This is a genomic window from Pseudoxanthomonas sp. GW835-FHT14C01 (genome assembly GCF_058793715.1).
This window is the reverse complement of the sequence record NZ_JBXAGB010000001.1, coordinates 588,291-607,500: the sequence shown is the minus strand read 5'-3', so window position 1 is coordinate 607,500 and position 19,210 is coordinate 588,291. Positions and strand designations below refer to the sequence as shown.

15 protein-coding genes and 2 rRNA genes (1 of these 17 running past the window's edge) are annotated in these 19,210 nt (G+C 66.5%); 13 read left to right on the top strand and 4 right to left on the bottom strand.

Annotated elements, in window-relative coordinates; translation table 11 throughout:
- From AC1Q5B_RS02650 to AC1Q5B_RS02620, 7 genes are all read left to right on the top strand, one after another.
- Positions 1 to 978: ribosomal RNA gene (locus tag AC1Q5B_RS02650) — 23S ribosomal RNA — on the top strand; it begins 1,901 nt to the left of the window's first position.
- Positions 979 to 1,104: 126 nt separating this feature from the next.
- Positions 1,105 to 1,219, top strand: a 5S ribosomal RNA gene (gene rrf, locus AC1Q5B_RS02645).
- Between the two features lie 94 nt (positions 1,220 to 1,313).
- The gene (locus AC1Q5B_RS02640; RefSeq protein WP_492630189.1) at positions 1,314 to 2,555 is read left to right on the top strand and encodes a dipeptidase; all 1,242 of its coding nucleotides are present in this window, start codon (positions 1,314 to 1,316) and stop codon (positions 2,553 to 2,555) included.
- 53 nt (positions 2,556 to 2,608) lie between these two features.
- On the top strand, positions 2,609 to 3,451 hold the full coding sequence (locus AC1Q5B_RS02635; protein ID WP_492630188.1) for a metal-dependent hydrolase: 843 nt from the start codon (positions 2,609 to 2,611) through the stop codon (positions 3,449 to 3,451).
- Positions 3,452 to 3,632: 181 nt separating this feature from the next.
- Positions 3,633 to 4,511 carry an RNA polymerase sigma factor RpoH gene (gene rpoH, locus AC1Q5B_RS02630; protein ID WP_492630187.1) on the top strand — a complete coding sequence of 293 codons (879 nt, stop codon included), beginning with the start codon at positions 3,633 to 3,635 and terminating at the stop codon, positions 4,509 to 4,511.
- 132 nt (positions 4,512 to 4,643) lie between these two features.
- Positions 4,644 to 6,074: a hypothetical protein gene (locus AC1Q5B_RS02625; RefSeq protein ID WP_492630186.1), complete on the top strand. Its 1,431-nt coding sequence runs from the start codon at positions 4,644 to 4,646 to the stop codon at positions 6,072 to 6,074.
- Positions 6,075 to 6,118: 44 nt separating this feature from the next.
- Complete coding sequence (locus AC1Q5B_RS02620; RefSeq protein ID WP_492630185.1) at positions 6,119 to 6,622, top strand: DUF1203 domain-containing protein; 504 nt, start codon at positions 6,119 to 6,121, stop codon at positions 6,620 to 6,622.
- On the opposite strand, the gene AC1Q5B_RS02615 is transcribed toward AC1Q5B_RS02620, so the two are convergent.
- Positions 6,595 to 7,872 carry an NAD(P)/FAD-dependent oxidoreductase gene (locus AC1Q5B_RS02615; protein WP_492630184.1) on the bottom strand — a complete coding sequence of 426 codons (1,278 nt, stop codon included), beginning with the start codon at positions 7,870 to 7,872 and terminating at the stop codon, positions 6,595 to 6,597. The genes AC1Q5B_RS02620 and AC1Q5B_RS02615 overlap by 28 nt on opposite strands.
- Before the next feature lie 167 nt (positions 7,873 to 8,039).
- On the opposite strand from AC1Q5B_RS02615, the gene AC1Q5B_RS02610 reads away from it, so the two are divergent.
- The 4 genes from AC1Q5B_RS02610 (at position 8,040) to AC1Q5B_RS02595 (ending at position 12,362) form a co-directional block, all read left to right on the top strand.
- Positions 8,040 to 8,705, top strand: coding sequence for a response regulator transcription factor (locus AC1Q5B_RS02610; protein WP_492630183.1), 666 nt, complete (start codon positions 8,040 to 8,042; stop codon positions 8,703 to 8,705).
- On the top strand, positions 8,702 to 10,540 hold the full coding sequence (locus tag AC1Q5B_RS02605) for a sensor histidine kinase (RefSeq protein ID WP_492630182.1): 1,839 nt from the start codon (positions 8,702 to 8,704) through the stop codon (positions 10,538 to 10,540). The genes AC1Q5B_RS02610 and AC1Q5B_RS02605 overlap by 4 nt, the downstream gene beginning before the upstream one ends.
- A 131-nt stretch (positions 10,541 to 10,671) precedes the next feature.
- Positions 10,672 to 12,177: a YadA C-terminal domain-containing protein gene (locus AC1Q5B_RS02600; protein WP_492630181.1), complete on the top strand. Its 1,506-nt coding sequence runs from the start codon at positions 10,672 to 10,674 to the stop codon at positions 12,175 to 12,177.
- 26 nt (positions 12,178 to 12,203) lie between these two features.
- Complete coding sequence (locus tag AC1Q5B_RS02595; RefSeq protein ID WP_492630180.1) at positions 12,204 to 12,362, top strand: hypothetical protein; 159 nt, start codon at positions 12,204 to 12,206, stop codon at positions 12,360 to 12,362.
- 9 nt (positions 12,363 to 12,371) lie between these two features.
- Here the strand turns inward: AC1Q5B_RS02595 and AC1Q5B_RS02590 are convergent, their stop codons facing one another.
- The gene (locus tag AC1Q5B_RS02590; RefSeq protein WP_492630179.1) at positions 12,372 to 13,691 is read right to left on the bottom strand and encodes an MFS transporter; all 1,320 of its coding nucleotides are present in this window, start codon (positions 13,689 to 13,691) and stop codon (positions 12,372 to 12,374) included.
- Positions 13,691 to 15,877, bottom strand: a complete 2,187-nt coding sequence (locus tag AC1Q5B_RS02585; protein WP_492630178.1) for a primosomal protein N' — start codon at positions 15,875 to 15,877, stop codon at positions 13,691 to 13,693. Before AC1Q5B_RS02585 ends, AC1Q5B_RS02590 begins: the two co-directional genes overlap by 1 nt.
- A gap of 445 nt (positions 15,878 to 16,322) precedes the next feature.
- Between AC1Q5B_RS02585 and AC1Q5B_RS02580 the strand changes: the two genes are divergently transcribed.
- Together AC1Q5B_RS02580 and AC1Q5B_RS02575 are read left to right on the top strand one after the other, a co-directional pair.
- Positions 16,323 to 17,309, top strand: a complete 987-nt coding sequence (locus tag AC1Q5B_RS02580) for a hypothetical protein (RefSeq protein ID WP_492630177.1) — start codon at positions 16,323 to 16,325, stop codon at positions 17,307 to 17,309.
- On the top strand, positions 17,296 to 17,895 hold the full coding sequence (locus AC1Q5B_RS02575) for a DUF3106 domain-containing protein (RefSeq protein WP_492630176.1): 600 nt from the start codon (positions 17,296 to 17,298) through the stop codon (positions 17,893 to 17,895). The genes AC1Q5B_RS02580 and AC1Q5B_RS02575 overlap by 14 nt, the downstream gene beginning before the upstream one ends.
- Positions 17,896 to 17,933: 38 nt before the next feature.
- Here the strand turns inward: AC1Q5B_RS02575 and AC1Q5B_RS02570 are convergent, their stop codons facing one another.
- Positions 17,934 to 19,151, bottom strand: a complete 1,218-nt coding sequence (locus tag AC1Q5B_RS02570) for a DUF3667 domain-containing protein (RefSeq protein WP_492630175.1) — start codon at positions 19,149 to 19,151, stop codon at positions 17,934 to 17,936.
- Positions 19,152 to 19,210 lie beyond the last annotated feature (59 nt).

Below are 19,210 nucleotides of genomic sequence, written 5' to 3'. Positions count from 1 at the left end.
CTAAGGTAGCGAAATTCCTTGTCGGGTAAGTTCCGACCTGCACGAATGGCGTAACGACAGCGGCGCTGTCTCCACCCGAGACTCAGTGAAATTGAAATCGCTGTGAAGATGCAGCGTTCCCGTGGCAAGACGGAAAGACCCCGTGAACCTTTACTATAGCTTTACATTGAACGTTGAGTTCGTCTGTGTAGGATAGGTGGGAGGCTATGAAACCTTGGCGCTAGCTGAGGTGGAGCCAACCTTGAAATACCACCCTGATGTGCTTGACGTTCTAACCTAGGTCCGTAATCCGGATCGGGGACCATGTATGGTGGGTAGTTTGACTGGGGCGGTCTCCTCCCAAAGAGTAACGGAGGAGCTCGAAGGTACGCTCAGCGCGGTCGGACATCGCGCACTGTGTGCAAAGGCATAAGCGTGCTTGACTGCGAGATCGACGGATCAAGCAGGTACGAAAGTAGGACTTAGTGATCCGGTGGTTCTGTATGGAAGGGCCATCGCTCAACGGATAAAAGGTACTCCGGGGATAACAGGCTGATACCGCCCAAGAGTTCATATCGACGGCGGTGTTTGGCACCTCGATGTCGGCTCATCACATCCTGGGGCTGTAGTCGGTCCCAAGGGTATGGCTGTTCGCCATTTAAAGTGGTACGCGAGCTGGGTTCAGAACGTCGTGAGACAGTTCGGTCCCTATCTGCCATGGGCGTTGGAGATTTGAGAGGGGCTGCTCCTAGTACGAGAGGACCGGAGTGGACGAACCTCTGGTGTTCCGGTTGTCACGCCAGTGGCATTGCCGGGTAGCTATGTTCGGAAGCGATAACCGCTGAAAGCATCTAAGCGGGAAGCGCGCCTCAAGATGAGATCTCCCGGGGCACAAGCCCCCTAAAGGAACCATCAAGACTAGGTGGTTGATAGGTCAGGTGTGTAAGTGGGGCAACCCATTGAGCTAACTGATACTAATGATCCGTGCGGCTTGACCATATAACCTCAAGTGGCCTTGGACTCGACGATATCGTCAGAGAAAATCCAATGCCCGCTACGTCACAAGACCCTATGAGAGATTGGCGCCTTAATCCGTTCCCTGGATGGCGACACTCCAACCCTCTCCCTGGTGAAATTAGCGCTGTGGTCCCACCCGTTCCCATCCCGAACACGGAAGTGAAACGCAGCCGCGCCGATGGTAGTGTGGCTTAAGCCATGCAAGAGTAGGTCATCGCCAGGGGCTTTACCCCAAAACCCCCAGCCGGAAGGCTGGGGGTTTTTTCTTGCCCGGCTTTCGCCAACAATCGGATTCCATCCGATCGAGGGGCGAATGCATGACGTTGTGCCGAGTGGCGTTGGCCAGTGCGCTGGCAATGATCTGCATCGAAGGTGCGGTAGCGAAGGATACGGCGGCGGAGTCGCGGCGTATCCATGAGGAGGCGATCGTGCTGGATACCCATCTGGATACGCCGGCCAACTTCCGTCGTCCGGGCTGGAACATCGCCGACAACCATCAGCACGAAGGCGATCTCTCGCAAGTGGATCTCCCGCGCATGAAGGCCGGTGGGCTGGATGGCGGTTTCTGGGTCATCTATACGGCACAGGGCGCTCGTGACGAAGCCGGGAAGCGCGCCGCGCGCGACCACGGTCTGGACCGTCTTGTGAGCATCCGTGAAATGCTGGCCGCGAATGCGGGAGAGATGGAACTCGCACTCAGTGCAGACGATGCCGAACGCATTGCGAAGAGCGGAAAGCGTGTCTCCTTCATCAGCATGGAGAACGCAGCGCCGCTCGCCAGCGATCCGAGCCTGCTCTCGGCCTATCATCGACTGGGTCTGCGGATGCTGGGCATCACGCATGTACGCAACAATGATTTCGGTGATTCGTCGACGGACCCGGCTGGTAGGGAATGGGGCGGCCTGAGTCCTGCAGGCAAGGTATTGGTGCAGGAAGCCAACCGCCTAGGTATCGTGCTGGATGCTTCGCATGCCAGCAATGACGTATTCGATCAGCTGCTTGTGCTGTCGCGGGCGCCGATCGTGCTCTCGCATACGAGTGCGGATGCGCTGTACGACCATCCCCGCAATATCGACGATGCACGGCTTCGCCAGCTGGCATCGAAGGGGGGCGTCATCCACGTGAATGCGTTCGGCGGCTATCTGATCAACATCCCGAAGATCCCCGAGCGGGAAGCCGCGATGGACGCGCTAACGGAAAAATATGGCCCTGAGAACCGGCTGGCCGTTGATCGGGTACCTGCTTACTTGGCCGAGCGGCACGCCATCGAGGAGCGTTATCCGGTCAAACGAGCGACCTTCGAGGATTACATGGCGCATCTGCTTCACATCCTGAAAGTCGCGGGTGTGGACCACGTTGGCATTGGCGCGGACTGGGATGGCGGTGGCGGCGTGGCGGGTCTGGAAGACGTCAGCGCACTGCCGCGGATTACCGAGGCCCTCATGGCCGCCGGCTACACGGAGCAGGACGTGCGCAAGATCTGGAGCGGCAATCTGCTGAGGGTGATCAGGGCAGCGCAGGGGATCGCATCGGCCGAAGCCCGGGATGCGGCTCCTTAGAGCGTGCGGCACGCCGGCAAGCTACGGAAGGGCGATCCAGGAAAGGAAACGTCATGGGGGAATCGATTACGACCCGGCGGTTCGCCGCCGTGCTGACCCGCGACATCCCGAAGCATTGGCTGCCGGGCAACGAAGTCGTGTCGTCGCTGCTCAATGCGTACACCATCCTCGTGCCAGCGAATGAAGCGTTCTACATCCGAACGCTCAACGCCTGCCTTCCGGCACTGCAAGACGACGAGCTGCGGCAACGCTGCCAGGCTTTCATCCGGCAGGAAGCGCAACATGGTGTTGCGCACAAGCGCTATTGGGACAACCTGGATGCACAGGGCTATGCGTATCGCGTTCTTGAGCGCGCGGTGGATCGTGGCATCTTCCGCGTCATGGATCGCGTCGCGCCAGTGTGGTTGCGCGTGTCGTTGGTGAGCTGCGTCGAGCACATAAACGCATTCCTTGGCTACGAGTTCCTGACGCAATCCATCCTCGTCGATGCCGATCCGCGCGTGCGCGACCTGATGGAATGGCATTTCGCCGAGGAGCTCGAGCACCGGGCGGTGGCGTTCGATCTGTTGCAGGCGGTTTCGCCTAGCTATCCCGTGCGGCTACTGGGCGCGGTGATGACCACCCTCCTCTTCTATCTCCTGTTGACCGGTTTGGCTGGATCGCTGCTCGCGCAGGATCGCCGGCTATGGCGGATGGCTACGTGGCGGCAACTGACGTACCACGTCGGCGCGGGCCATGGGATGGGCCGGCGGACGCTGCGTCATCTGCAGGATTACCTGCGTCCCGGTTTCCATCCTTCTTGCCTGCCCGGTGCCGACGGTGTGGCCGCCATCGTCTTGGCGCGGCAGGCTGCGGCCGAGCCACCCTCCATCGTTCCGACGGCACCCCGAACCTGAACGAACGCCTTTGCCGGCTCCCTTCGCACATCGGTATGATAGTCGAGTGCCGCATAAGTTATTGATTGTAAATACATGGTTACCTTTTGAGCCGAGGCTGTGTGTCGTTGCGCGGCTGGAACAATCCGGAACTTTCGACACGGTTAGCAGTCGAACCCCCCGACTGCTAACATCCCTGCCCATGAGCCAGAACACTCCCACTACCGCCCTGGTCACCAGCAACCTGCCGATCCCCAGCGCCCTGGGTTCGCTCGACGCCTACATCAGCGCCGTGCACCAGATTCCGGTGCTGACGGTCGAAGACGAGCGTGCGCTCGCCAACCGTTACCGCGAGGACGAAGACCTCGACGCGGCGCGCGAACTGGTGCATTCGCACCTGCGGTTCGTCGTACACGTCGCCCGTGGCTACAACGGCTATGGGCTGCCGCTCGGTGACCTGATCCAGGAAGGCAACATCGGCCTGATGAAGGCGGTGAAGCGCTTCGATCCCGACATGGGCGTGCGTCTGGTGAGCTTCGCCGTGCACTGGATCCGCGCCGAGATGCACGAGTTCATCCTGAAGAACTGGCGCATCGTGAAGGTCGCCACGACCAAGGCGCAGCGCAAGCTGTTCTTCAACCTGCGCAAGTCCAAGACCCGACTGGGCTGGATGAACGCCGAAGAGGTCAGCGCCATCGCCAAGGACCTCAACGTGTCCGAGCGCGAAGTGATGGAGATGGAATCGCGCCTGTCCGGTCGCGACATCGGCTTCGATGCGCCGTCGGACGAGGACGAAGACCATGCGCCGCCTTCCCCGGCCAGCTATCTGGTCGCGCGCGACGAGGATCCGTCGCAGGCGTATGAGCGTGCCGACAGCGAAGACAACCAGATGGAACTGCTGCGCGAAGGCCTGGCGAACCTCGATGTCCGCTCGCGCGACATCATCAAGCGTCGCTGGCTGGATGGCGAAAGCAAGGTGACGCTGCAGGAGCTGGCCGACGAGTACGGCATCTCCGCCGAACGCGTGCGCCAGGTCGAAGCCAACGCGCTGAAGAAGATGAAGGCGCTGTTCGCCGCCTGAGCGTCCGGCATGTGATGAGATATCGAAGAGGCCCCGTCGGGCCTCTTTTCTTTTGTGGCATGGCGATCTGTGGATGTGGTCCACTACGCCGCGACCCGCCACAGGCGGCACGACGACAAAAAGGAGCAAGGCATGGGGTGGGGCAGCAAGCGAGGGGGACTGTTCGTGTGGGGGCTGGCGATGGTGTGCGCTCTGGCCGCGTCATCGGGTATCCCGGCGGCCTACGCCGCCGACGGCGGCAACACCCAATCGAGCGAAGGCCAGGGCGGTGTCCGTTTCAGCATCGACCGGGAGGAGTACGACGCGCAAGCGCGTGCCGCGCTGCAGGTGGATCCGGTGGTGGCTGCGCACCTCGGCGCGATCCGTAAGGTGGCGCTCGATGATGCGGCGAGCATGGACGAGCCCGGCCCCGACGTGCTGGTGTTCGATGTGGAAGGCAGCCGCGGCAAGGGGCGTGTCACGGCGCGCTTCCTCACTGTCAGCGCCACGCAGGAGGCGCTGGGTCCCGGCGTCCTGGTCATGGCGGACGGCACCCGTCACGACATCGAAGGCGATGCCGATGCACTGGCGGCGGAGGAAGAAGGCCATGCACACGACCATGCGCATGACGATGACCTCGACGCCGGCGCCAGCCTGTTCATCCGCCAGGCGCAGGAGGCCGCACAGCGGTATCCGTTGATCCGCGAGCACATCGGCCAGATCACGACGTTCGAGATCGACAGCGATGGCACGGGCGCCGCGCCGGGCATGAATACGTTCGTGTTCGACGTGGCCGGCGACAAGGGGCGCGGGCGGCTCGAAGCCGACTTCATCACCGTCAGTGCGGAGACCGAGCGTCTTGGCAAGGGCGTGCTGACGTTGGCCAATGGCCGCACGCTGGCGTTCGAAGGCGAGCCTCGCGGAGAGGGCGAACCGGAGGAGGGTATCGGCGTCGGTGACATGTTCGGCGGCGACAACATCTTCACCCGCCAGGCACGCGTGGCCGTGCAGCGCTATCCGCTGGTGCAGCAGCACATCGGTACGCTCGAATCGTTCGAACTCGATCTCGCCGGCACCGGCGAGGCGGAAGGCGCCGAAGAGTTCGTGTTCGCGCTCGTCGGCGACAAGGGGCGCGGACGCATCCTCGCCGAGTTCATCACCGTGGATGCCGACACCGAGCGCCTCGGCAAGGGCGTGTTGACGCTGGCAGACGGAAGCGAGATCGCGTTCGAGGGCGAAGCGCCGACCGCCGGCGAACGGGCCGCATCGCAGTCCGGCGCGGACCGCGGCGAAGCGCCCGACACGTTCGCGCGCCAGGACGGGATCTTCGTGTTGCAAGCCAATGCGGCCATGCAGGCGCACCCGGTCGTGCAACGGCATATCGGCGACATCCGCGAAGCCGCGTTCGACCGTGACGCGTCGTGGAAGGCGGACGGCGAGCGTTACATCTTCGAGCTGAAGGGCAGCAAGGGCCAGGGACGACTGGAGGCCGAGTTCATCACCGTGGACGCCGACAGCGAGCGGATCGGCGAAGGCGAACTCGTCATGGCCGACGGCAAGCGCTATCCGCTCGGCGGCAAGTGAGCCGCGCAAGATCCGGATAGCGCCGTCCCGGAGGCGGCACGACCATGGCATCCCGTTTCCTTGAGCGCGATGCCATGTCGTTCGTGACCCGCGGGCTGTCGCCCGAACCGTTCCGCCCGTTGTTCGCCCTCGACGATGCCGCGCTGGCGGCACGTGGTATCCGGCGCGTCGTCGCCGACGCCGATCATGGGTTTCCTTGCCGCGTGACGTTGCAGGATGCGAAGCAGGGCGACACGTTGCTGCTGCTCCACTACCTGCACCACGACGTCGCGGGCCCTTATCGCGCCAGCGGTCCGATCTTCGTCAGCGAGGCCGCGATGCAGGGCCCGCCGTCGGTGTTCCACGATGCATTGCCGCCCACGTTTCCACGCCGCCTGCTGTCGCTGCGCGCGTATGACGCTGAGGGCCTGATGCGGGATGCGGAGGTGGTGGAGGGCGTCGACGCACGGCCCCATCTGCAGCGCCTGCTCGCATCGCCGGGCGTCGCCTACCTGCACGTCCACAACGCACACCGAGGCTGTTACGCCTGCCGCGTCGATCCGGCCTGATCCTCGTCCTTGCCCAGGATGATCCGCGCGCCGCGCTGGTAGCTCCAGTACGCCCAGAACCAGTTGAGCAGCACGACCAGGCGGTTGCGGAAGCCGATCAGGAAGAACACATGCGCGGTCAGCCAGAACCACCATGCCAGCAAGCCGGAGAACTTCAGCCGGCCGAAATCCACCACCGCCGCCATGCGGCCGATCGTCGCGAGGTTGCCGTAATCCCGGTAGCGGAAGGCGCCGGGCGCTGCGCTGCCCGACAAACGCGCGTGCAGCACCTGCGCCACATGCCGACCCATCTGCTTGGCGGCGGGCGCCACCCCCGGCACCGGTCGGCCATCCGACATCACCGCGGCCAGATCGCCCGCGACGAAGATATCCGGGCGCTCCGGTACGCTGAGATCCGGCTGCACCTGCACGCGTCCTGCTCGATCCAGCAGTACGCCCAGCGAGCGGGCCAGCGGCGAGGCCGCCACGCCGGCCGCCCACACCACCGTCTTCGCCGGCACGAACGTTTCACCCAGGCGATAGCCGTCTTCGGTGATGTCGCTGACCGGTGTGCCGGTGACGACGTCCACGCCGAGCTTTTCCAGCTGTCGGCGTGCCTTGTCGGATAGCGGCTCGGGAAAGGACGCCAGTACGCGTGGGCCGGCTTCGACCAGCCGCACGCGTGCCTGCGAAGGATCGATGCGGCGGAACTCGTTCTTCAGTGTATGTCGCGCGATTTCGGCCAGCGTACCCGCCAGTTCCACGCCGGTCGGGCCACCCCCGACGATGGCGAAGCTGAGCCACGCCGCACGCCGGTCGGGATCGGTTTCGGCTTCCGCGCGCTCGAACGCGAGCAGCAGGTGGCGGCGCAACTGCAGTGCATCGTCGAGCGTCTTCAGCCCGGGCGCATGCTTCGCCCATTCGTCATGACCGAAGTAGGCATGCGTCGCGCCCGTCGCCAGCAGCAGCGTGTCGTAGGCGATCGTCGTGCCGTCGGCGAGCACGACCTGCTTGTCCTGCGGTGCGATCGAGGCGACCTCCGCCAGCCGCACTTCGACGTTGTCCTGCGTGCGCAGGATGTGGCGCAGCGGCGCGGCAATGTCGGGTGCGGACAGGCCGGCGGTCGCCACCTGGTAGAGCAGCGGCTGGAACAGGTGGTGGTTGTGCCGGTCGATCAGGGTGATACGGACCGGCGTGGACGCCAGGGCCCGTGTGGCCCAGAGGCCGGCGAAACCACCGCTGACGATGACGAAATGGTGGACTGCCTGCACATCGCCTCCCGTTGCCACGGGCTGCGTGGCGCCTGAGGGCGGATTGTCGCATGCGCGAGACGAAGCCTGGCGCGCCTCTCCAGGCGAGCGCCCGTGCGCGCACGTCATGGGTAGCTGTGGAAGGGGGGCGACGCTAGACTGAGGCGACCGTCGCCTGTTGGGTACACATGGATACGCAGCCGATCGCACTGTCGGATGTGCTGATCGTGGAAGACAATATCCATGCCGGGCAGCGCTTGCGGCGCTTGGTCGCAGGCCTGGCCAACGAGGCGCGTATCGACCTGGTCGATACGCTCGGCGCGGCGCAGTCGCGGCTGCAGGCGCATCCGTACACCCTGGCACTCGTCGACATGTACCTGCCCGATGGCGACGGCAATCGTTTGATCGCATGGATGCGGTTGCATGTCCCCGAGGCCGCCGCGGTAATCATCTCGTCATTTGCGGAAGAAGAAAGCGTGTTGACCGCGCTGCGCAGCGGCGCCGTCGGCTACCTGCTGAAGGAGCGCGACGACGAGGAACTGGTGGTGTCGCTGAAGAGCCTGCAACGCGGTGGCGCGCCCATCGATCCTTCCATCGCGCGCCGCATCCTGGCGCTGCTGCCTGCCGGTGCCGATCCGGCACTGCCGTCCTCTCCCGCACCGCCGCTGTCGCAGCGCGAGATGGAGATCGTGCAACTGGTGGCGCAGGGGTTCACCAATCGCGAGATCGCCGAGCTGGTCTCGTTGTCGCGACTGACCATCGAAAGCCACGTCAAGAACATCTATCGAAAGCTGGCCGTCGGGTCGCGGACCGAAGCCGTGTACGAGGCGCGCGTACGGGGCCTGCTGAAGTGAGGCGCGTCGCCCTGAGCGTGATCGTCCTGCTGGCGGTGTTCGCGATGTTGCCCGTACGGGCGCAGGACGTCATGCAGATCGGGCAGGCGGATGCCGTGCGCTCGGACTGGTCGGCGCAGACGCCCCCCCAGCAGGGCTGGGTGCCGGTAGAACTGCGCGATCTGTGGGAGAGGCGCTGGCCCGGCCATGATGGGGTCGTGTGGTATCGCGTCCGCTGGCAGCAGGCGGATGCGTCGCAGCCGGTGGGGCTGTTGCTCGACTACACCTGCCTGGCGGCCGCAGTCTCGCTCAATGGCCAGCCGATCGACCGGGACGCCTCGCTGGTGGAGCCGCTGTCGCGCAAGTGGCATGTGCCGCGCTACTACATGGTGCCGCCGGCATTGTTGCGCGAAGGGCAGAACGAACTGCTCGTGCGGGTTTCCGGCCTGGCGGCCTATCAGCCCGCCTTCGGCACCGTCAGCGTAGGCGATCCCGTCGTGCTGCGCGGCATGTTCGAGCGGGAGCGCTTCGCCCGCCGAGACATGCAGATATTCGACGCGTCCGTGGGTCTGGTGCTGGCGGCGATGATCGGCATCTTCTGGCTGCTTCGCCCCCAGGACACGTTGTACGGCTGGTACGCATTGAGTGCTGTCTTCGGCAGGTTGTACGACTGGAACTTCATCGCCGGCAGCCCGTGGCCGTTCCGCACCACGGATGGCTGGCAGGCCTTCATCGCAGCGGTGTTCGTGGCGTCCGCCGCCACCCATACGATCTTCCTGCTGCGGTTCTCCGAGCGGCGGTGGCCGCGCTTCGAGCGTGCGCTGCTGGCCGTGGCGGGCGTGGCGATGGTGCTGGCGCTGCTGCTTCCGCAGTGGATGGGGCCGCTACGCAACCTGTACGTGACCCCGACCATCCTGTTCCTTTACGTGGCCAGCGTGGTGTTCTTCGTCTTTGCGCTGCGCAGTGGCCGGCGCGACTACCAGGTGCTCGCGGCCTGCATCAGCGTGCCCTTGCTGGTGTCGCTGCACGACCTCGGCGTGTACATGGGCTGGTACGGTGGTGTGAGCTACCTGGGATCGTTCACCTCGCCCGTCATGCTGCTGGGCATGGGATTCGTGCTGGCCTATCGCTTTGCGCAGACCATGAAGCGGGTGGAAGGCTTCAACGCCGAACTGCAACGGGAAGTGCAGTCCGCCACCGCTACGCTGACCGACACGCTCAACCAGCAGCACGCACTCGCACTGGCGCACAGTCGCGCGGGCGAGCGACTGCAACTGGTACGCGACCTGCACGATGGCTTCGGCGGCACGCTGGTGGGCGCCATCACCCGTTTGCAGCAGGCACCGGACGATACGCCGAAGGCCGACGTCGTCGACCTGCTGAAGGACATGCGCGACGACCTGCGGCTGGTGATCGATACCACCGCGCAGGAGCAAGCCGACCTGGCCACGCTGATCGCTCCGTTGCGCCATCGCGCCAGCCGCCTGCTCGAGGCGGCGGACATCGACGCGCACTGGCAGGTGGACGGGCTGGAGGGCCTGCAACTGGGCCCCGGCCGCAGCCTGGATCTGCTGCGGTTGCTGCAGGAGGCGCTGACGAACGTGTTCAAGCACAGCGGCGCAACCCGCGTGGAGGTGCGGCTGCAGCGTGCCGGCGACCGGTTGCAGCTGCGCGTACGCGATGATGGTGTCGGCCTGGCCGAGACGACGTCGCTGGCTGCAAAGGGTCGCGTGGGTGGAGCGGGCATGGCCAGCATGCGCCAGCGCGCCCAGCGACTTGGAGCGGAACTGCGCATCGCAGGCGATGCGGCCGGCGAAGGCACGACGCTGAAACTGGACCTGCCGCTGGCTGTGTGAGCGAGACGCGCTTTACCTGATTTCAGGGATACCGCGACCGGGTGAGGGCACCTACCGTGTGCGCCACCGTCGCCGGCGGGTGGCCGTGCCGTGGGCGTGGCGGCCGGCGGTATGCCACAGGGGGCATCGCCATGCGTACGTATCGCCGCAACATCACTGCCGTCCGTCACTTCATGCTGCCGCTCGTTGCGGGCGGCAGTCTGCTGTTGTTGACGATGTCGGCCCACGCGCAAGTGGTGGGCGGCACCGCACCAACCCAGCCTTGCAGCCAGAATTCAGCCAGCGGCGGCATGGCATGCATGCCAGGCAGCACGGTGGGTGCGGATGGCAGCGCCGGGTCTGCCGGTCTAGGCTGGTCGTCGGGACCCGGCGGACACGGCAACGAGACCGGCAACGTCGCGATCGGCGAAAACAGCGGCGCCGGCAATGGCGGCCAAGGTGGAAACGGCACGGCCGGAGGCATCGCGGGCACGGGTGGCGCAGGTGGCGCAGGGAACCTAGCGTTGGGTGCGAACAGTAGCGCAGGCAACGGCGGTGCGGCAGGAAACGGTGTCGCGGGCGGTACCGGCGGCTCGGGCGGGGCAGGCGGCAACAACAACGTGGCGATCGGCAACGGAAGCAGTGCCGGCACGGGTGGACAGGGCTCGGAAGGATGCTGCGGGTTTCCGGGGCCATCGGGTGCAAGTGGCACCAACAACAACGTCGCGCTCGGCACCGGCGCCTCGGCCAATGGCGGCGGATCGGTCGCGCTGGGCTACAACAGCAGCGATGACGGGCGCGCCAACGTGGTGTCGGTCGGCTCTTCGGGTCAGCAGCGGCAGGTGACCAATGTCGCGGCAGGTACCGCCACCACCGATGCGGTCAACGTCGGCCAGCTGAATGCGGTCGCAGACGCAGCCGATGCTGCACTGGACGCGGCAGGCAATGCGCAGACCACGGCCGACACGGCACTTTCCACGGCGAACACCGCCCAGACGACCGCCGAAGCGGCATTGGATGCCGCGGACAACGCAGTGGCCACGGCGAACGACTACACCGATACGCGCGAGGCGGCCGTGCGCAACGACATGGCGGCAGGCGATGCGGCCACGCTGGCGACGGCGAACAACTACACCGATACCCGCGAAGCCGCGGTGCGCGTCGACATGGCAGCCGGCAATGCCGCCACGCTGGCGACGGCGAACGGCTATACCGACACCCGCGAGGTGGCCGTGCGCAACGACATGGCGGCGGGCGACGCGGCCACGCTGGCCACGGCGCAGGACTATGCCGATGCCGGCGATGCGACCACGCTGGCCTCGGCCAATGCCTATACCGATGCGCGCTTCACCGAACTCACCGGCCTGAGCGACGACTTCCACGCCTTCCGCGACGATGTGGATCGTCGCATCAGCCACCTGGATCGCCGCATCGACACGATGGCCGCGATGAGTGGCGCCTATGCCGGCATGGCGATGAACACCGCCGGCTTGGCCGGTAAGAATCGCGTGGGCGTGGGCATCGGCGCGCAGGGCGGCGAACAGGCGATGGCGGTGGGCTATCAGCGCGTCATCGGAAACCGCGCCAGCGTGTCGCTGGGCGCCGCCTTCGGGGGCGGCGAGAAGAGCGTGTCGGCGGGTGCCGGCTTCAGTTGGTGACGCGCGAAGCCGTCACGGTGTCGAGAATGCGACCTGCAAGAAAGCCCGCCGGAAAGAGGGCCTTCCTGTTCGCGCTGCTCCTGCTGCTGGCATGGCTGTGCGCACTCCCATGGATCCTGGTCGACAGCGACGCGCCGCTGTCGATACCGCCGCTCACGCAGATGGATTCCGCGCCGTCGCACTAGGCGGTGGCGTCAGTCCGGGTCACGGTCGATCAGCGAGGTCTCGCGCGTCTCCGGCATCCACAGGTACACCAGCAGCGAGCACGCGATGCAGGCGGTGACGTACCAGTAGAAGCCGGTCTCGTGGCCGATGTCCTTGAACCACAGCGCGATCATGTCGGCCGTGCCGCCGAAGGTCGCCACGGTCAGCGCATACGGCAGACCGACACCGAGCGCGCGGATCTCCACGGGAAACAGTTCCGCCTTCACCACCGCGTTGATCGCGGTGTAGCCGCTCACGATCACCAGTGCGGCCATCACCAGCCAGAACGCCTGAGCGGCGCTCTGCACATCCTGCAGCTGGCTGAGGATGGGCACGGTGAACAGCGTACCCAGCACGCCGAATGCGATCAGGATGCGGCGCCGGCCGATTCGGTCCGACAGCGCGCCGACCACCGGCTGCAGCAGCATGTAGACGAACAGCGTGGACGCATTGATCAGGCTCGCCGTTTCCGCGGCCATGCCGGCGCTGTTGACGAGGAATTTGTGCACGTAGGTCGTGTAGGTGTAGAACGCCAGCGTACCGCCCATCGTCAGGCCGATCACGGTGAGCACGGCGCGCGGGTGCTGCATCAGCGCGCGCAGCGTGCCCTGCTGCTGTTGCCGCTCCGTTGCGCCGGTCGCCTCGCTGCGCTGGAAGGACTCGGTTTCCACCATGTTCCGGCGCAGCCACAACGCGACCAGCGCCGCCACGGCGCCGATCGCGAACGGGATGCGCCAGCCCCATTCGCGCAGTTCGTCGTCGGTCAGGAACACACGCTGCAGCGCGATCAGCACGGCGAGGGCGATCAGGTGGCCCATCACCAGCGTCACGTACTGGAAGCTGGACCAGAAGCCGCGACGCTCGCGGGTGGCCATCTCGCTGAGGTACGTCGCCGACGTGCCGTATTCGCCGCCGACCGACAGGCCCTGCAGCAACCGCGCCAGCACCAGCAGGATCGGTGCGGCGACGCCGATGGTCGCGTAGCCCGGCGTGCACGCGATGATCAGCGAGCCGCCGCACATCATCACCACCGACAGCATCAGCGCGCGCTTGCGGCCATGGCGGTCGGCATAGCGACCGAGCAGCCAGCCGCCGAGCGGCCGCATCAGGAAGCCGACGGCGAAGATCGCCGCGGTCTTCAGCAACTGGCTGGTGCGATCGCCGCCGGGGAAGAACACCTCGGCGAAGTACAACGAGAACGCGGCGTACACGTACCAGTCGTACCACTCCACCAGGTTGCCGACCGAGCCACTGAAGATGCTGCGCAGGCGTTGGGCGGGCGTGAGAGCGGTACGCGAGGGTGTCGTCATCAGTACAGGTCCATGGGATCGATATCGAGCGACCAGCGCACCTTTCGGCTTTCTGGGAGGCCCCGAACTAATCCAAGCCCGGCGTCCAGCATTCGATGAAGCCTGCTCCTCTCCGTCGAGATCATCACCAGATGTGAGCGATACATTCCTGCTTTCTTTGGCATCGGCGCGTCAACAGGGCCAAGCATTGCAACTGCTTCGTCTTTGTAAGCGAACATATGCTTCGCCTTCTCAAGAAAGACATGCGCGAGTCTGGCTTCCTTGGCTTCGGCACGAACGAGTGCGAGATAAGTAAAAGGAGGAAAGCCAGCGGCTTCTCGCTGTAATAGCTCCGCCTCGGCGAAAGCGTGGTAGCCGCCGCTGATCAGCGTGTTCAACAGCGGATGATCGGGATGATGGGTCTGCAACCACACGTCGCCGCGCTTGCCTGCACGGCCTGCGCGTCCCGCGACCTGAATCAACTGCTGCGCCAGCTTCTCGCCGGCGCGGAAATCGGTGGAGAACAGCCCCTCGTCGACGCCGACGACCGTCACCCGCGTCAGGTGCGGAAGGTCGTGGCCCTTGGCCAGGATCTGGGTGCCGACAAGGATGCCGGGCGCATCGCCCAGCTTCGCCAGCTGCTGCGCCAGACCATCGCGCTTCTGGGTGGTGCCGCGGTCCACGCGCAGCACCGGCACATCGGTGAACTGTTCGGCCAGCAGTTCTTCCAGCCGTTCGGTGCCGATGCCCTGCGGCTGCAGCGCCAGTCCGCCGCAATCGGGACAGGCCGGCGGTGCCGCCTGCCGCGCGCCGCAGTGGTGGCATTGCAGGCGCTTGCCGCCGGCGTGCACCGTCATCGGGCTGTCGCAGCGCTTGCAGTGCGCGCTCCAGCCGCAGTCGTGGCACAGCAGTACCGGTGCGTAGCCACGGCGGTTCTTGAACACCAGCACCTGGCCGCCGGCGTCGAGCGCCTGCCGGATCGCCTGCAGCGTGTCGGTCAACAGCCCGGCCTGCTGCGCGCGCTTGCGCATGTCCAGCACGCGCACCGCAGGCGGCTGCGCCTCGCCCGCGCGCCGCGACAGGCGCAGGTGCGCGTAGCGGCCCGTACGCGCGTTGTGCAGCGTTTCCAGCGACGGCGTGGCGCTGCCCAGCACCACCGGCACGTCCAGCGCCTTGCCGCGCACCAGCGCGAAATCGCGCGCGTGGTAGCGGATGCCGTCCTGCTGCTTGTAGCTGCTGTCGTGCTCTTCGTCGATCACGATCAATCCTGCCTCCGGCAACGGCGTGAACACCGCCGAGCGCGTGCCGACGATCACCCGCGCTTCGCCGCGCAGGCAAGCCGCCCAGGTGCGGGCACGCTCGCCATCGTTGAGACCCGAATGCAGTGCGTGCACCGGCACGCCCAGCCGTTCACGGAAGCGCGTCAGCGTCTGCGGCGTCAGGCCGATCTCCGGCACCAGCACCAGGGCCTGCCGCCCGCGTCGCAGGCAGTCGGCGATGGCATGCAGGTAGACCTCGGTCTTGCCGCTGCCGGTCACGCCGTCCAGCAACAACGCGCCGAAGCCGGTCGTTGCCGTGATCGCGTCCGCCGCCGCCTGTTGTTCGTCGTTGAGCGCGGGGCCGGGACGCGGCGCGGGAGAGGCGTGCGTCGCCGGCGCAGGGAAGCGCTCGGCCAGCCCGCGCTTGCCCAGGTCGCGGGCGGTGGCGCGGCCGGCATCCAGGTGCAGGTCCAGTGCGTCTTCGTCGAGCGAAGCGTGCTCGGCGAGCAGATCGGCCAGACGGCGGGGACGGCTGCCGGTGCGCAGGCGGTCGTGCTGGAGCTGGCCCGCCTCGCTCAGGCGCCAGTGCCAGACATGCGTATCGGCCAGCGGTTCGCCTTGGCGCAGGTGGACCGGCAGGGCCGTGGCGACCACCTCGCCCAGCGGCGCATGGGTGTAGCGCGCCAGCCAGTGCAGCGAGTCCAGCAGCTCGCCCTGCAGCAGCGGCACGGCGTCCAGAAGCGCGTCCGCCGGGCGCAGTTCCATCCCGGGGTCCGCCGGCGGGGCCACTCCGGCGACGATCCCGGTCAGTGGCCGGTTGCCGAACGTCACGCTCACCCGCTTGCCGATATCCTCCGACGAGACGTCGTGGCCGGCTGGCGGCAGGTAGTCGAACAGCCGCGGCAGCGGCACGGGCAGGGCGACCTGGAGGACGGAAACGGGCGACATTCCGGGCAGTGTATCGACCCGTCCCGGCGCGGGTCACATCTCACGCAGTTGCGCGGAGGTCCTGTCAGAATCTTGACGAAAAGCACGCAAGTGCTGATCGCGGAAGGAGATTCCGGTTTATCCACACGCGCTGTGGATAAATCTGTGCATGGCGGGAATGCTTCACGGCGGGATGACGCTGCCGCAAGCATCCGGGCCGGGTTGGTCAAAAAAGTGCCAGCAAGCCTTTTCCCTATGGAATCATGCAGTTAGCCGTGAAACGCGGCTGACACAGAGGCGCGGGCGCACCACCGAAGAGGCCTTGTGACGTTTTGGTGACCGCTGTGCACAACGTTTTTCTTGGAAACCCTTGCTACGCCGGGGAGAGCAGATTTCGACGGGCTGTCAAGCGTCCGTACGGGCGCGCCGGGTGACTATGATCCACGCATCCCCGACCGGTTCCACGATGACCTCTTCCAACACAACGACCCCGCCCGCGCCTGCCGCGCTCGCCGCCTTCCTGCGAGGCTGCGAGCGCCGGGGCGCGGTCTTCGCCGAACTGCAATGCGGCGACGCCGACCGCGGCGACATGGCGCTTGCTGCCGCGCTGCGCGCGTTCCGGGGCAAGGCCGCGGCCCTGCCCATGGCCGACTGGCCGGTGCGCTTCTGGGCGTTGCTGGCGGCGACCCCGCAACTGCGCGTCGACGGCCCCGCCGCCCACTGGCCGGACGCGTTCTCGGCCCTGGCCCGGCCTGCCACGGCCGACCGCGCGGCGCTGCTGCTGCGCCTCGCCGGCGGCCTGCAGGAAGCCGAGGCCGCCGACGTGCTGGGTCTCGACGGTGCGGCGTACCGCGACGCCCTGGCGCGCGCCTGTCCGCGCGACAGCCTCGGCCACCCGGACGCCGGCGCATGGCGCGCCCTGGCCGAGGCGATCCAGCAGCATCTGCGCGAACTGTCCGACGACCGCCTGGCCGGACTCGCACGCCTGCGCGAGGACGCACTCGCCGGCACCCGACTGCCGCCTGCGGAAGCGAAGACGCCCGCCGCCGCCGTCGCTCGGGTGCCACGCCGCTGGCCCTGGATCCTGGTGAGCCTGGTCCTGCTGCTGGCGGCGGCAGGGGCAGCGCTGTGGTGGTGGCGAGGATCCGCGCTGCTGCCGTCATCCGCGCTGCCCGCAGCGATTCCGACCGACGAAGACGGCGTGTCCGCGTTGCCGCCGGATCCGGTGATCACGTCGGCGGAGTTGCCACCCGACGGATCACCTGCGGTGCGAGCGGAAGCCGTCGCGCCGGCGGCGCATCCGGATTTCGCACTCATCGCGGATGCCGACGATGAGGCACGCGCGCGGGAAGCCGATTTCCTGGCGTGGTACGTCGCCGGTGCCGGTGCCACCGCGGCCACTGCGGTACCCGTTCCGGAGACCCGGACCGGAGCGGCCGATGCAGTGCGCTGACCGCAGGCGGAGACCCGTCGCCGTCGCGATCGCGGTCGTGGCCATCGCGATGGGCGGGATCGCCGCCTCGTTCGCGCAGGACGCCTCGCAGGCATCCCGTTGGGCGACGATGTCCCCTGCCGCGCAGGCCGAGTGGCAGCAGCATCGACTCGCCTGGGACGCCTTGCCACGGCAGCAGCGCGAGGACCGGCGCGCGCGCTACGCAGCCTGGCGTGCGCTGGACGAGGTGCAGCGCGCACGCCTGCGTGCCGCCGCCGCGGAGATCGCCGCGCTTCCGCCGGAACACCAGGCCGCGTTGCGCACGCAATTCAGCGTGCTGGACGGCATGCAGCGACGCGGATGGCGGTTGGGGCCGGAACTCGGTGCCGACTGGCCGCGCCTGCAGCCGTTGTTCGCGTACGTTCCGCCGGAAGAGCGCGATGGACTGCTCGCATTGCTGCGGCGACTGGATGCGGAACAGCGCGACGACCTCGCTGCGCTGGCACAGCGCCTACCGCCGCAGGACCGCGATGCGTTCCGTCGCGAACTGCTGGCCGTGCCGGACGGCCAGCGCCGCGCGTGGCTGCGGCAGCGGCGGGATCGGTAGCCGGCGTCGCGATCACGGTGCGCCTGCGCGATGTTTCGCTAGGCGTTCACCCAGGTCGTCAGCGTCAGGAAAATGAGCGCCGTCAGCAGCATCATGAAATACAGCGCGCCGAGCACGGAGAACTTGAGCAGCGTGACGATCTTGTGCTGCCGGTATACGCGCTGCTGCATCTTCAGCAGATAGATCGGCATCCACACCAGGATCGCCGTCAACACCGTCCAGTAAGGGATCTTCAACCAGAAGCCATCGGCCGCCAGCAGTCCGCCAAGCGCCTGCACCAGGCACAGCGCCAGGATGCACAGGCACAGATAGGCATGGCTGTACAGCGCCACCACCAGGTGCTCCAGATAGACGCGCCGTGTCCCGATGTAGGCGAGTTTCAGCAGCAGGGCGAAGACGGGCACCAGCACGAACAGCGCCGACGGCACTGAGCCGATCAGGCGCGTGAAGAAGTACTCGGGATCCTGCGCTACCCGCGGGACGTTCTGCTCGGCACGCGCCAGCTTCCTGTTGATCCAGCCGTTAGCGAAGTCGGGTAGCCAGCCGATCTTCACCGGGTTGGTCCTGGCGTCGAACGGTTTGTCGCCGATCGAGATCAGTGAGCCTTGCGGCACTTCCGGCAGCGGTTTGCCCTCCGGATACGGATCGGGTTGCGCCAACGCCGGATGATCGGGCTGCAGCTGGGCGATGCGTTCGCGCGCCAGGCGCTGGGTGGCGAAGATGTTCTGGTCCATGCGCTCGCGCACGAAGCCGAGACCGGGAGGAAGCGCAGCGCGTGCCGCCACCAGTCCTTCCAGCGTGCGGTCGCGCTCCTGGAGGACGGCCTCGACGGTGGTCTGTTTGGCGAAGCTGATGCCGGATTCGTCCGGTGCGGCGACCAGATTGGTCTTGCCGTCCGCGGTCGGCGGTGGCTCCGGCAGCCTCACCTCGCCGACGTGCACGGTCAGCTTGGCGACGAAGAACGTCAGCACGCTGACGATGACGAACAGCCGCAGCGGCGCCACGAACGGGGCGCGGTGACCGGCCAGATAGGCGTTGGCCAGCTTGCCGGGCGAGAGCAGCGTGCGCAGGGTACGGAAGATGCGCCCGTCCAGGTGCCAGAACGATTCGAACACCTCTTCCACCGCATGCCCGAAGCTGCGCAACGGGTTGTGCGCGTTCTGCCCGCAGACGTGGCAGAACCCGCCCTGCAGCGGCGTCCTGCAGTTGTCGCACGCGGTCGCGTGCACGGCGTCGGCATCGTGCGATGGGGTCATGGGGCGTTCGGGTGGCGCGGCGGGCGAGCGGGTAAGATACCGGCCTCCCGTGACCCGGT

Bases quoted from the DNA above. Each gene is read 5' to 3' on its own strand.
- AC1Q5B_RS02595 (WP_492630180.1), top strand. From the start codon at position 12,204: ATGCGACCTGCAAGAAAGCCCGCCGGAAAGAGGGCCTTCCTGTTCGCG.
- AC1Q5B_RS02575 (WP_492630176.1), top strand. From the start codon at position 17,296: ATGCAGTGCGCTGACCGCAGGCGGAGACCCGTCGCCGTCGCGATCGCG.
- rpoH (WP_492630187.1), top strand. From the start codon at position 3,633: ATGAGCCAGAACACTCCCACTACCGCCCTGGTCACCAGCAACCTGCCG.
- AC1Q5B_RS02590 (WP_492630179.1), bottom strand. From the start codon at position 13,691: ATGACGACACCCTCGCGTACCGCTCTCACGCCCGCCCAACGCCTGCGC.
- AC1Q5B_RS02635 (WP_492630188.1), top strand. From the start codon at position 2,609: ATGGGGGAATCGATTACGACCCGGCGGTTCGCCGCCGTGCTGACCCGC.
- AC1Q5B_RS02570 (WP_492630175.1), bottom strand. From the start codon at position 19,151: ATGACCCCATCGCACGATGCCGACGCCGTGCACGCGACCGCGTGCGAC.
- AC1Q5B_RS02600 (WP_492630181.1), top strand. From the start codon at position 10,672: ATGCGTACGTATCGCCGCAACATCACTGCCGTCCGTCACTTCATGCTG.
- AC1Q5B_RS02640 (WP_492630189.1), top strand. From the start codon at position 1,314: ATGACGTTGTGCCGAGTGGCGTTGGCCAGTGCGCTGGCAATGATCTGC.
- AC1Q5B_RS02580 (WP_492630177.1), top strand. From the start codon at position 16,323: ATGACCTCTTCCAACACAACGACCCCGCCCGCGCCTGCCGCGCTCGCC.
- AC1Q5B_RS02610 (WP_492630183.1), top strand. From the start codon at position 8,040: ATGGATACGCAGCCGATCGCACTGTCGGATGTGCTGATCGTGGAAGAC.
- AC1Q5B_RS02585 (WP_492630178.1), bottom strand. From the start codon at position 15,877: ATGTCGCCCGTTTCCGTCCTCCAGGTCGCCCTGCCCGTGCCGCTGCCG.
- AC1Q5B_RS02625 (WP_492630186.1), top strand. From the start codon at position 4,644: ATGGGGTGGGGCAGCAAGCGAGGGGGACTGTTCGTGTGGGGGCTGGCG.
- AC1Q5B_RS02620 (WP_492630185.1), top strand. From the start codon at position 6,119: ATGGCATCCCGTTTCCTTGAGCGCGATGCCATGTCGTTCGTGACCCGC.